Raw genomic sequence first — 14,029 nt, forward strand, 5'->3', positions numbered from 1 at the left:
TGCAAATATGGCTTAATTCCGCCCCATTATTTTTGGGGGAAGGGAAATGTCCAACGGGTTACTGCGCAAGGCTTGCGCTCATCTCGCGCTGACTGGCCTATTGGCTGTCATCACAGTCACCGGCGGTTGTACTCAATCGGAACCAGAAACAGATAATGCTGCTGTGCGTGAAACCTCTGCGCCGGCACAAGCAGCCGCCGCTGCAGAGACGCTCCCGGCGGCCCCAACGCCAACCTCTGACTCGACTTCTGACTCGACTTCTGACTCGACTTCTGACTCGACTTCTGGCGTTGAGTCCGCCAACGCCATACCAACCGATGATATTCAACAACGTTACGACGGTATACCGCTCTCGGTCGTGCGTATCAGTGAAGCCAGTTACGACGGCGGCAGCACGGTGCATATCCAGTTCTCCGTACCACTGGACGACCGTCAGGCATTCGATGAATATATCAACGTCAACAGCTCCAAAAGCAAAAGCTGGGTGCTGTCGGATGATCGCCGCATTCTGTACATGCTGGGTGCCGAGCCAGAAACCCAATACAAGCTGACCGTCAGCGCAGGCTTGAAAGGCATCAACGGCTCAGTATTAAACAGCAGCAGCAAGGCAACCGTTAACACCCAGGCAGCTCCCGCCAGTCTGGCGTTTGCCAGCGATGGCCGGGTATTGGCCTTCAGCAGCCAGCAAGGCTTGCCGGTTATTACCCAAAACGTCCCTGAAGCCAATGTCAGTTTTTTCCGCATGCAGGATGACCAACTGCATCAGGCCGGTCTCTACCTTGGTAAAAACATCCGCTCATCCAGCTGGACCCGACAGTATCTGTCACAGGTGGCCGAGCTGAAATATGAAGGCCGTTTCAAGCTGACCGACGAACAAAACCGCCGCCGCCAGATCAACCTGCCTATTGGTGATATTCCCGAGCTGGCGGCACCGGGTGTCTACCTGGTCGTGATGAATATCCCCGGCACCTTTGATTCCCAACAAGCGACCACGTATTACAGCCTGACTGATCTCGGCTTGCACCTGCATCAATACGCCAATCAATCAGAACTGCTGGTACAAAGCCTGGAAACCACCCAGCCAATTGCCAATGCCAAGGTGGAACTGCTGTCCAGGGATGGCTCCGCCGTCCGGCTGGGTACAACCAACCAGAGCGGCCAACTGAGTATTCGTAACACCTTGCTTCATGGTCGTAATTCCAACAGTACCGCACTGGTGGTGCGCAAAGGAAAATCGGTCAGTCTGTTACCGCTGAAAACCAGTGCCATTGACCTGTCGGATTTTCATTTCAGCCAACGCTCCCCCCATCAGCAGGAGCTGTTTATTTACAGCCCCCGTGATTTGTATCGAGGAGGCGAAACCGCGGAGTTTTCCGCCTTGCTGCGCGGCCAGGATGGCGAAAAAATTCGTCAGCCCAAACTCAAGGCCATTGTCACACGCCCCGACGGCCAACAAGTCAAAACCCTGACGCTGTCACCGTCCACCTCCGGTTATTACCATTGGTCACTACCGCTGGCCGCTGATGCCATGACCGGCGACTGGCAGATCAGTATCCGCTTGCCCGACAACACCACCAGCCGCTATCGCTTCAAAGTCGAAGACTTTATGCCGGAACGACTGAAAATCAGCTGGCACCCGGAAGCCACTCGGAGCGATGCCAACCTGCACCACGGTAACAGCAATCTGACCGTGCCACTGTTGGGCGAGTATCTGTACGGTGCTCCAGCAGCAGGGAATCGACTGCAGGCAGCACTGGATATCCAACCCGAGTTACACCCGTTTGAACGCTGGTCCGACTACGTCTTTGGCAACGCTACCGAAACCGACTGGAATAACCAGCAACAGCTTGAACACACGCTGGATGCACAAGGAAAAGTGGATCTCGCCATTACCAACAGCTGGTCAGCGTCGCCCACACCGATGGCCATCACCATTACCGCCAGTCTGTTTGAAAGCGGTGGCCGACCAGTCGTACGGCGGCAAAAAGAAATCTGGCTACCTCACTCGCCATTGGTGGGGGTTCGCCCACTGTTTGATGATCGTGCCCCTTCCAATGGCCTGGCCCATTTTGAACTGCTGATGACTGATGGCAGCGACCAGCTCTTGGCCGCCCGTCAGGTCAAGGTACGCTTGATCAATACCAACCCGGATCACGACTGGCGTTACAGCAGCGACCGGGGTTGGTACTACGAACAAAAAGAGCGCACCACTGTTGAACTGACCCTGGCGGTGGATCTATCGGCCAATCAGCCAACTCCGGTTGCCGTCCCTGTCGACTGGGGCAGTTATCGACTGGAAGTCGAAAACCCGGACAGCGGCCAGACCGCCGTACTGGAATTCCAGTCCGGCTATAGCTGGTATGGCAGACAAGATGGCAATGCGCGTCCCCGCCAGGTAACGCTGAACTGGGACAAGAGTGGTTATCAGGGCGGGGATGTTGCACGCCTGGCCATTACCCCACCCTCTGCAGCGGAACAGTCACCACAAGCGACCTCTCAGGCGCTGGTGATGGTCGAAGCCGACCAATTGTTATGGCTCAAGCGCGTCGACCTCAGTAGTCAGGGAGGTCATGTTGATATCCCGATCGACCCGAGCTGGAAACGCCATGATATTTACGTCAGCGTGTTGCATCTGCAACCGGCCGACAGCCAGAAACGTATTACCCCCACCCGCGCCATTGGCCTGATTCACCTGCCTCTGGATCGCAGTGACCGCCAACTGACGATTGAGTCCAACGTCCCTGAACGCTGGCTGCCAGACCGCACCGTCAACGTCGAGTTACAGGTCAGCCAGCAACAGCAAGCGCCCAAACAAGCCTGGGTGACACTGGCTGCGGTCGATGTTGGCGTGTTATCAATCTCTCGTTTCGACACCCCCGATCCGTTCAGCTTTTTCTTTGAACCACGTCGCTACAGTGTTGATATGTTCGATATCTATAGCCAGGTGATCGACTTCAACAACAGCCAACCAGCGACGCTCAACTTTGGTGGTGATGCCGCCATGGCCCGAGGCGGCGACATGGCCCGTTCACAAGTACAAATCGTGTCGTTGTTTTCCGGCAAGGTCGACGTCGTTAATGGGGTTGCCAATATTCCGCTGCAGCTACCCGACTTCAACGGCCGTCTGCGGCTGATGGCCGTGGCCTTTACCGACGATGCTTTTGGTCATATGGAACAGGAAGTCACGGTGGCCGCCCCCATTGTGACCCAGCTATCGATGCCACGGTTTGCCGGTATGGATGACGATGCCCATATCGCTCTCGACGTCACCAACCTGAGTGGCCAACCCCAGACCCTGACCGTCACCCCCAGTGCCTTTGGCCCGGTCGAATTTGAGGCCGAGCCACGTACCCTGACGCTGGCCAACCAACAAAAACAGACGCTGCGTTATCCATTCCGGGCAACCTATCCGGAAACCATCTCACTGGGCGAAATTGAATTCCGCATGCAAGTCACAGGGCTACCGGAATACCCCATCGACCGCCGCTGGACCCTGATCAGCCGCCCGACGTTACCGGCCTACTCCGAATTTGTCCGGGGCCGTCTCAGCAGCAATGAACAACTGCAATTGACTGCCGGGCAACTGCACGGCATGGACAGCCGCTACCTCTCCACCCGGCTGACACTGGACCCCCAGGTAAACCTCAATCCACACCGTCAACTCGACCAGCTGCTGCATTACCCCTATGGCTGCCTGGAGCAGTCAGTGTCCAGCAGCTATCCCTGGTTGTTTGTCGAACAACAGCAAATCGATGCCCTGAACGACAGGCGCGCCAGCAGCATCTCCCGTGAACAGGCAATGGCAGCCAGCATTCAGCGCATTATCAAAAAAATGCTCAGCAGCGGTGGTTTCAGCCTGTGGTCATCCAGTGATGCCTACGAACAACACTGGCTCACCGCCTACGCGACCCAGTTTCTGGTTGACGCCAAAAACCGTGGTTTTGATGTCGATCAGGAAATCATCGACAAAGCGCTGACGCGTCTGCACGACTACATTCGTGGTCGCGGCCATAACACCGAACGCTGGAACGAAGACAGCACGCTGTACCGCTTTATCTATCGCTCCTATGCCGCGTATGTACTGGCCCAGCAGCAACGCATCACCCTGACCGATGTCCGCTCACTCAGTAACGCCCAGCCCGTCAACGCCACCCCGTTGGCACTGGTGCATCTGGCCCTGGCAGCCCAACAGCTCGGCGACAAGGCACTGGCAACACAGCTGCTGCAACAGGCCCGACAAGCACAACGACCAGAAAACCTCTACATCGGCGACTACGGCTCTGCCATCCGGGATCAGGCCGCCATGGCGGCGCTGCTGATGGCCAACAACCTCGATACCGAGTGGGCAGATGACCTGCTGTTCTCGCTGGAAGCCAGTCTGCGCAGCCGCCGCTACCTCAGTACCCAGGAGCGTATTCAACTGCTGCGTGCGTCACACCAGCAAGCGCAGCAATCATCACAACAAGGCAACCACTGGCAAGCCAACCTGAGTTATGCCGATGTCAGCCATGACCTGACCGGCCAACAGATGCAGCACTTCAACTCCGGTGACGCGGACGTATTGGCAGGATTAACCCTCACCAACACCGGCACCGAGACATTCAGTGCCGAGCTGCTGGTGCAAGGCTACCGTGAGCTGAACCAATCCAGGAGCTCTCACAATATTGATATCCAGCGCCGCTACTATCATCAGGGCGGTCAACCCATCGCCCTTACCGATCAGCCTCTGACTCTGGCTACCGGAGATTTGATGCTGGTGGAGTTACAGATCAGCAGCACACAATATCGTCCGGATCTGTTGGCCGTCGATCTGTTACCTGCGGGCCTGGAGCTGGAGAACCAGAACCTGCTCGACAGCCTGTCGGTAGCCAAAATCAAGATCGATGGCACCTCAGTTGCCGACTGGACGGAGAACAACGGTGTGATCCATCAGGAATACCGTGACGACCGCTTTGTCGCCGCCCTGGAAACCGGCGACCATCGCAGCGCGCGGGTGTTTTATCTGGTACGTGCTGTCACCCCCGGCAAATACCGTATTCCCGGCCCGTTGCTGGAAGATATGTACGATCCGGAAGCCCGCTCGGTGGGAGCCAATACACACTGGCTGATCATTGAGTAAACCATCAATCGCCAAACGCCGGGCCAGGCCCCGGCAGCACGAGCACCAACACCGGCAGCAGCCTGAACAACCAACCGGGTTACGATGGGTCATATGGCTGGGAGCCGGCACGGCTCTCCTGATCCTGCTGGCGCTGCTGCTGAACTGGCGTTATCCACTGCAACTGCCGGAGCACAATCAACAGGCGTTTTCCCGTGTGGTGGTTGATCGTCATGGCCGCACCCTGCGCGCCTTTCCCGATGCCCAGGGGGTCTGGCGCTTGCCAGTCACTCTCGACCAGATTGCCCCCGACTATCTGGCCGCGGTATTGCACTACGAAGATCGCTGGTTTTACCACCACCCCGGTATCAATCCATTCGCCATCGCCCGTGCTGCGTGGCAAAACCTGCAATGTGGCTGTGTGGTATCGGGAGGCTCCACTCTGACCATGCAGGTCGCACGGCGTTTGTATCCGCACCACCGCAACCTCAGTGGCAAACTGCAGCAGGCATTGCGGGCCTTGCAACTGGAATGGCAACTGGGCAAAGAAGAAATTCTTACTCTCTATCTGAATTATGTTCCGATGGGCGGCGTGATCGAGGGAGTCGAAGCGGCTGCCCAGATGTATCTCGACAAACCTGCCGCTGAACTGTCGTTATCAGAATCCGCCTTGCTGGCGGTATTGCCCCAAGCGCCCAGTCGGCTGCGCCCTGATCGCCACCCACAAAGAGCACGGGCCGCCCGGGATAAAGTACTCCGGCGCCTGCTGCGTTTTGAGGCCATCAGCCCGCACGCCTATCAACAGGCGCTGCTGGACCCGGTCTTTGCGCGCCAACCCGACACCCCGCAACAAGCTCCCTTGCTGGCTCGCCATCTGATTCAGCGTTATCCGCAACAACCGCTGATTCACACCACTCTGGACGGCGACCTGCAACGGGAAATCAGCCGTCAGTTACAGCGCGATATCCAGCTATTCCCCCGCCATCACTCCGCCGCCGTGCTGGTGGTACACAATCCCAGTCATGAAATCCGCGTTTACAGTGGCACTGCCGACTTTGGCAACCCGCAACGACTGGGGCATGTGGATATGGTGCAAGCCATTCGTTCCCCTGGCTCAACGTTAAAGCCTTTTATTTATGGTCTGGCGCTGGATCAAGGGCTGATTCATGGTGCCAGTTTGCTAACCGATGCCCCCCGGCTGCGCCAGGCCTATCAGCCGGGTAACTTCTCGGCCGGTTTTTCCGGGCCGGTCTCACCACCACGGGCCTTGAACTACTCTCTCAACCTGCCAGCGGTACAGGTGCTGGAAGCATTAACCCCGGCACGTTTTTATGCTGCCCTCAGCAATGCCGGTTTCCATTACCAACTCCCCGATGCTGCCCGCCCGAATCTGTCGCTGGCACTGGGCGGTGGTGGCGTCAGCCTGTGGCAACTGGTCATGCTCTACAGCTCGCTGATGAATCAGGGCCAGGTGTTTCCGTTACAACCCTTGCTATCGGCAGCACATACACACTCATTGCCTTCCCGCCCAGCGATAAACACCCCGCCCATTGCTCTTCCCAACCGTGGCCGCCAGCTACTCAGCCCGGAAGCCGCCTGGGTCACCGCCGACTGGCTACGTAACCCGCTCCCCAATCGCACCCGCAGTGTCGACGTGATCCAGCCCCGCACCTTCGGTTGGAAAACCGGCACCAGCTATGGCTTTCGCGACAGCTGGGCCATTGGTATCACCCCGGAGTACACTGTCGGCGTCTGGTTTGGACGCCCGGATGGCACGCCGTCACCCGGCTATTTCGGGGCCGTCACCGCCATGCCTGCGCTGCAACGTATCATGACCATGATCGATCGCCGGCCACGCTGGCCGGAACCGCCTCCGCCAGTACAGGCCATCGACGCCTGCTGGCCACTGGGCCGTCTGCTCAGCGACACCCCTGACGACCAGTGCCACCGCACGGTAACGGGCTGGAGTATTCGCCAACTGGTGCCACCAACCTTGCCAGACAGCGCCAATCCCGGTGCTCCCAACCCTCTGCCCGTTCTGGTCAACCAACATGGCCAACGCGTCAACGCTCACTGCGACCGCAGCGGCACCCCAACCCGCTTACAATCATTAGCCCTGTGGCCAATCATGCTGGAATCCTGGATTCCCGCCTCGCAGCGTCTCAGCCAACAACTCCCATCACCGGCACCTGGCTGTGAATCATCTTTACGACTCGAACGCCAGCTGCAAATCACAGGGATAGAACCCGGCGAACATATCCGCGCCAGCCAAAACAACCCGGCCGGGGAACATGTACTCCCCAGCCTTACCCTCAGCGCGAATGGCGGCGTTGGCACCCGCAGTTGGTATATCAATGGTGAATACCGGGGCAGCAGCACCGAACAGCAGCCATTGACCCTGTCTTTACGCCGCGCTGGCGCGCAACAAATCGTCTTGATTGATAACGAAGGTAACAGCGATCGTATAACGGTTTATGCGGATTAGTGGCGTAGCGCCAAAGACAAACGTTTGCAGGCAGCGCAACTGACGATCAGGCACAAGCTGTCAGGCATCGAGAGCCACAATCGGGTCGCTGCCACTCAGACAGCCGGGTATCCTGAAGGTTGATACCACTACCCGACTGATTGTCATGAGCAACTCACCAGCGTTTTCTCTGCTACAACAGCGCTCTGTTCAACCTGCCACCCAACGCTCTGCCCAGGGTACCGAGCCATACGCTGGCGAGCAGCAAAGCCGTGATTTTCACCGTATTGCCGCCGCGATCGATTATCTGCAGCAGCATGTAACGGAACAGCCAACCCTTGATGCCCTGGCGGCGTATCTACAGCTCAGCCCAGGTTATTGTCTGAAACTGTTCCAGCGCTGGGCGGGAGTATCGCCCAAACGTTTTTTGCAGACACTCACCACCGAACAGGCAAAACCCTTGCTGCTCGATCATCACAGTCTGCTGGATACCAGCCTGGCACTGGGGTTAAGCAGTCCATCCCGTCTTTACGATCATTTTGTTGCCATCGAGGCCGTGACACCCGGTGATTTCAAACGCATGGGAGCAGAGCTGCAGATCCGTTATGGCCGTGGTTTTACACTGTTTGGCGAGGCGTTTATCGCCTGGACCGACCGCGGGATCTGCCAGCTGACGTTTCTCGCGACAACGCCAATGGCTACCGGCCAGCACCCGACCGCCGCCGATCACCATGCGGCCTTTGAGCGTTTATCGGGCAGCTGGCCTAACGCGCAGCTAGTGGCAGACAATCACGCTGCCAGCCGTCTTCTCGATTATGTGTTTCAACCATTACAAACGCAGACGTTATCGCAGCAGCAACCGGTTCCGCTCTTGCTGCGTGGTACCAATTTTCAGGTCAGTGTCTGGCGCGCATTACTGGAAACTGGCAGTGGGTCACGTACCACTTACGGTGCGCTGGCGGCAGCGCTGGGTAATCCCAACGCCAGCCGTGCCGTGGGCGGGGCAGTGGGGGCCAATCCGGTGGCCTGGTTGATCCCGTGTCACCGGGTGATCCAGGCCAGTGGTGCCATCGGCGGTTATCGCTGGGGAGTCCAGCGTAAAGCGGCCATGCTGGCCCGGGAGTCTTGTTACATGGCAGATACCCACCCCGCCACGGCGCCTAACCGGTAACAAAAACAAACACACTTCACTACCAACCTGTGTAATGAATGTAAGAAATACAGCGCAGCCTGTTACTAATCAATTTTTAAATATCAAGCATGACTCATCATGTTGGCTTGAATCACCCTATTGATCTTACTCATCATCAAGGACAGCGAATGAAACAGCCTATATTGGTTATCAACTGCGGCAGCTCATCCATCAAGTTTGCCCTGTTTCCCGAAGATCACTGCCCCAAAACCACCTTCACCGGTGTTGCCGAACGACTGGGCGAAGATGAACCCCATTTGATTCTCCACGGCGACCCCGAAGTACGCATCCACCTGCCACCTGGCTCTGGCCACAAGGAAGGCATGCAGGCCTTTATCGAGGCCACGCGGAGCAAACTCCACGACCTGGCCGGTGTTGGCCACCGGGTGGTTCATGGCGGCGAACGTTTTCACAGCAGCATTGTGCTGAATGCCGATAACGTCGCCGAACTGGAAACCTTGTCGCCGCTGGCACCACTGCATAATCCGATGAACCTGGTCGGTATCCATTTATGCAAAGAGCTGTTTCCGTCTGCCCCGCAAGTGGCTGTATTTGATACGGCGTTTCATCAGAGTATTCCAGAGCAAACCTGGCTCTACGGCACGCCATATGAGTGGTATCAAAACGCCGGGGTACGCCGTTATGGGTTTCATGGCACCAGCTATCGCTACATTCTTGAGCAAGCCAGCCAGCGCCTGGCCAGACCGGCCGAATCACTTAATTTACTGATCAGTCACCTGGGCAATGGCTGCAGTGTATGTGCCGTCCGGGATGGGCAATCGGTTGATACCAGCATGGGGCTGACACCGCTGGAAGGGGTGGTGATGGGCACCCGCTGCGGTAATATCGATCCGGGGCTGGCCCAGCATATGCTGGATCATTCGGATCTGGATATGACAGCAATTATGACAACACTGAATAAACACAGCGGCCTCAAAGGGTTGTCTGGTATCGGTAACGATATGCGGGTGTTGCTCGAATCCGAAGCCGAAGGCCATGAAGGTGCCCAACGGGCAATCAATGTCTTCACCTTCCGTATTGCCCGCGAACTCGCCGCCCTTTCCTGTTCTTTGCCACATATTGATGCGGTGATTTTTACCGGTGGTATCGGTGAGCATGCCAGCGATATTCGCCAGCGTATTCTGGCCCAGTGGCTCAGCATGCCATTCCGGCTCGATGAACAGCTGAACCAGCAGCACGGCGACCAGCAAGGCCGTATCAGCCAGCCAGACAGCCCGCTGGTGATGGTGATTCCCACCTCTGAAGAAACCATGATTGCCAATGACACACGGGAGTTGATCAGCCAATGATTCATCTGCTTATTGTCCCTACCGGCATCGATGCCGGTCTGACCAGTATCAGCCTGGGCCTGTTACATGCGCTGGATACCCTGGGCGTTAAAACCGCGTTTCTGAAACCCGTTGCTCCCGCATCTCACGAGCCAGAACGCTCCACTACGCTGGTGCGCTCGGTGCTGGGGTTAACAACTCCGGATTCCATGACTCTGGATACAGTACAGCAGCGTATCAATACCGGGCAGACCGACCGGGTATTGGAAGATGTGGTGGCCCTGCATGCCAAGGCCTGCCAGCAGCAGCCGGATGTGGTGGTGATCGAAGGCGTTGTCCCCGACCGCACCGAGCCATACACCGCCCGGCTGAATGTTGATATGGCCAAAGCCCTGGGAGCGGATGTCTTGCTGGTACTCAGTGGCCACCATCACAGCGGCGACCAGATTGAGCACGAGCTGCAATTACAATCCGGCCTGTTCCGTGTTGCCGATGTCAATGTGGTGGGGCATATCATCAACAAGGCGGATAGCAGCCATCAGGTCAGTATTGATGCCAAACTCCCTCCTTGCTTTGGCCGTATTCCCTGGAACCCGGAGCTGACGCAGCCGCGCAGCCGTGATGTCTGTCACGCCATCGGTGCCAGCCTGTTGAATGAAGGTGAAATCAGCCAGCGTCGGGTTGCCCGTATTCTGCTTGGGGCCGGTTCCCTGAGCCACACCTTGCCGCAGTTACAGCCAGGTACTCTGCTGGTGACTCCCGCAGACCGCGACGATCTGATCCTGGCAACCTCCATGGTCAGTCTTGCCGGAACGCCCCTGGCTGGCCTGCTGCTGACCGACCTGGGAGGTGACAGTCTGCCCGGCGAGCCGATCCAGCAAGCCTGTCGCAGCGCCTGGGCCGGAGGTCTGCCGGTCATGACCAGTACAGAGAACCTGACCTTGATCGCCACGCGTCTGCAGCAACTCAGCCATCAGGTGCCGGTCGATGATGTCGAGCGGGAATCACGCATCATGGCCAGTGTCGCAGCAGAACTGGATACCGAGGCTCTGATCAAGACCCTTGGTGCCCCTCACGCCACCCGACTCAGCCCTGCTGCCTTCCGCTATTCGCTGGTGCAAAAAGCCATCGCCGCCAATCGATGTATTGTATTGCCGGAAGGTAATGAACCGCGCACCATTGAGGCCGCCATTGAATGCCAGAAGCGCGGTATCGCCCGCTGTATTCTGCTCGGAGAACCGGAAGCAATCCGTCAATCGGCCGAGGTACGAGGGTTGGTGCTACCGGAGGATCTGCAGTTGTTGCCGCCACAAAGCCTGCGGGAACAATACGCCGATGCCATGGTTGAACTGCGCAAGCACAAGCAGCTGACCCGGGCTTGCGCACTCGCTGAACTGGAAGACAACGTGGTGCTCGCCACCATGATGCTGCAGTGCCAGGACGTTGATGGGCTGGTCTCTGGTGCCGTGCATACCACCGCCAATACCATTCGCCCGGCGTTACAGCTGATTCGCACCGCACCGGGTGCCAGACTGGTGTCGTCCGTGTTTTTTATGGGGTTGCCGGATCAGGTGCTGGTATACGGCGATTGTGCCGTTAACCCGGACCCGAATGCCGAAGAGTTGGCGGATATTGCCATTCAGAGTGCCGACTCTGCGGCCGCCATGGGTATTGAACCCAGAGTTGCCATGATCAGCTACAGCACCGGAGCTTCTGGCAGTGGTAACGATGTCGAGAAGGTACGGCAAGCAACTGCGCTGGTAAAACAGCGGCGGGCCGATATTCTGGTGGACGGGCCATTACAGTACGATGCAGCCACAACCCCGGCGGTCGCCAAAAGCAAGGCTCCGGACAGTCTGGTAGCAGGCAAGGCGACGGTGCTGATTTTCCCGGATCTGAATACCGGCAACACCACCTACAAGGCTGTTCAGCGCAGCGCCCGGGTGATCAGTATTGGCCCTATGCTGCAAGGGCTGGCCAAGCCGGTCAATGACTTGTCTCGAGGTGCAACGGTTGAGGATATTATCTATACCATTGCTCTAACGGCCATTCAGGCGACACAAATCTGACCGCAGGACCAGCAGCCCGGCTAAAAAGACGAGCCGGGCTGCTGTAAAAACAAGGACTCAGCCTCGGTCGATTCTCGCCCCAGCACCGCATTACGATGCGGATAGCGCCCAAACCGCTCGATAATCTCCCGATGGCGGCGCTCGAACAACAGCGTATTTTCAATACCGTTTTGCGCAAACAAGCGCCCACCTTCGTCATGCACCCGCAAGGATTCACTGTGCATAAACGGCATATAAAGGAAGTTGCGTTGTATTGTGTTCAGCTCCAGATCAGCCCGTTGCTGGACCGCCTCCTGCGCCATGACCAGTGCCATGCCATCCTGGGCAAAGGCACGTGGACTGTCCCGAAACAGATTGCGGGAAAACTGGTCCAGCACAATCACTTCGGCCAGTCGGCCATGAGGCTCGCGACGCCAGTGCCATAATTCTCCGGCACAGGCCCGTTGGTGCACGACTGCGAATTGTTGCCGAATCTGCTCATCAAACGCGGCATTTTTAGCAAACCACTGCGTTGGTTCTGTCTCCTCAAACCAGAAATCAATGACTTCCCAAAACATCCTGTTATACCTCCCGGTGGGTTGAATATTCGTGGTCTTGCTTTGGATGCCTTTACGGCCTTGCGGTTCCTGTGTTTGCAGTGCCTGAATTCACACACTGCCAGACCGGGTAACCGTCACCTGTGGCGTTGCCTGCCGCCAGTGCCATAATAATTCGTGAATAAAAGCCAGCTTGGCGACCACGGCATCCGATAACACAAAGGGGTACACGTCCGGCTGCCCCATGCTGCGATTCAGACTGTTCACCGCATAGGTCACTGGTAAACACACATCGAGAATAGTGCCAAAATCCTGCTGCAAATAAGGGTCAAAGGTTGCCTCGGTGCTCAGCAGTGATTCCCCGGATGGCGATTCGTCCACCGCAGGTGCCAGCGATAACCCGAACGCAAAAGCGGTTTCCAGCATATCAATCAGATGCAGGTAATGCGCCCAGCTCTCGGCCCAGTCTTCCCATGGGTGCGAGGTCGCATAGGCGCTGATAAACTGCTGTCGCCATGAAGCCGGAGCACCTTCCTGGTAATAACGCGCCATGGACTCACCGTAGTTCGCCCGTTCATCGCCAAAACAGCTGCGAAAACGAGCCAATACCTCATCATCTGGCTGCACCAGCAGCTCCCAATAATAATGGCCAATTTCGTGACGAAAATGACCGATCAGGGTGCGATAGGACTCATCCATATCTTCCCTCATCTGTTCCCGCTCGACATTATCCGCTTCGTTGATATTGATCGTCACCAGCCCTTCGGCATGGCCAGTGGTCGCCGCCACTCCTTCTGGCAAGTGCCCGTCTTCATCCACAAAATCAAATGCCAGGCCACTGTCGGGTTGATCCAGCTTGCTGGCCAGCGGCAAATGAAAACGGTACAAGCTGTACACCAGCCGATGTTTGGCCACTTCCAGCGCTCGCCAGGCCTCGTGATGGCTGCTATCGGACAAGTTGGGAATATGCCGGTTCAGACGACAGGCGGAACACAATTCGTCCGGATCGTCCGCTGCAATCAACCAGTTACACACATCTTGTTGATGGTTTTCACAATACCGCCAAGAAGCACTTGGCATTGCGGTCGTTTCCCAGATATCTTTCTGAGTGGTAGCCACCAGCGGTACCAGCTGCTCCAGTTCGGGCAGATATCCCAATGGACTCTTGCAACGTTCACAGCGTGTATTCTCAAAATACAGAACATGCTGGCACTTCGAGCATTGAAACAGTTTCATGGATAATTCCTGACAACCCTGGTGGAAAACCGGTTGATCCGTTGATTATTATCGATGCCGTCCCTACAGGGGACATCCATTTAATCCTGCACGGCTCTGCGCGAGTGTTGCCGTTGTTCAGGGCAAGGCGACGAATGCAGCGAAA

At 57.0% G+C, this 14,029-nt stretch carries 7 protein-coding genes; 5 read left to right on the forward strand and 2 right to left on the reverse strand.

All coding sequences use genetic code 11. The features are described 5' to 3' along the window. Positions 1–46 precede the first annotated feature (46 nt). The 5 genes from Q8W22_RS07615 to pta all read left to right on the forward strand — a co-directional run bounded on the left by Q8W22_RS07615 (position 47) and on the right by pta (position 12,112). Positions 47–5,119 carry an alpha-2-macroglobulin gene (locus Q8W22_RS07615; protein WP_305451972.1) on the forward strand — a complete coding sequence of 1,691 codons (5,073 nt, stop codon included), beginning with the start codon at positions 47–49 and terminating at the stop codon, positions 5,117–5,119. After that, positions 5,112–7,583, forward strand: coding sequence for a penicillin-binding protein 1C (gene pbpC / locus Q8W22_RS07620; RefSeq protein WP_305451974.1), 2,472 nt, complete (start codon positions 5,112–5,114; stop codon positions 7,581–7,583). Before Q8W22_RS07615 ends, pbpC begins: the two co-directional genes overlap by 8 nt. A 145-nt stretch (positions 7,584–7,728) precedes the next feature. Continuing rightward, on the forward strand, positions 7,729–8,733 hold the full coding sequence (locus tag Q8W22_RS07625; RefSeq protein ID WP_305451975.1) for a methylated-DNA--[protein]-cysteine S-methyltransferase: 1,005 nt from the start codon (positions 7,729–7,731) through the stop codon (positions 8,731–8,733). A gap of 149 nt (positions 8,734–8,882) precedes the next feature. Then, on the forward strand, positions 8,883–10,064 hold the full coding sequence (locus Q8W22_RS07630; RefSeq protein ID WP_305451976.1) for an acetate/propionate family kinase: 1,182 nt from the start codon (positions 8,883–8,885) through the stop codon (positions 10,062–10,064). Continuing rightward, positions 10,061–12,112, forward strand: a complete 2,052-nt coding sequence (gene pta / locus Q8W22_RS07635) for a phosphate acetyltransferase (RefSeq protein ID WP_305451977.1) — start codon at positions 10,061–10,063, stop codon at positions 12,110–12,112. The genes Q8W22_RS07630 and pta overlap by 4 nt, the downstream gene beginning before the upstream one ends. Positions 12,113–12,132: 20 nt before the next feature. On the opposite strand, the gene Q8W22_RS07640 is transcribed toward pta, so the two are convergent. Both Q8W22_RS07640 and Q8W22_RS07645 read right to left on the reverse strand, forming a co-directional pair. After that, complete coding sequence (locus Q8W22_RS07640) at positions 12,133–12,669, reverse strand: DUF924 family protein (protein ID WP_303433503.1); 537 nt, start codon at positions 12,667–12,669, stop codon at positions 12,133–12,135. Between the two features lie 90 nt (positions 12,670–12,759). After that, positions 12,760–13,884, reverse strand: coding sequence for a putative zinc-binding metallopeptidase (locus tag Q8W22_RS07645; protein ID WP_305415440.1), 1,125 nt, complete (start codon positions 13,882–13,884; stop codon positions 12,760–12,762). Between the last annotated feature and the right edge of the window lie 145 nt (positions 13,885–14,029).

Origin of the sequence: Oceanobacter sp. 1_MG-2023, from assembly GCF_030689025.1 — a bacterium.
GTDB lineage: Bacteria > Pseudomonadota > Gammaproteobacteria > Pseudomonadales > Oceanobacteraceae > Oceanobacter.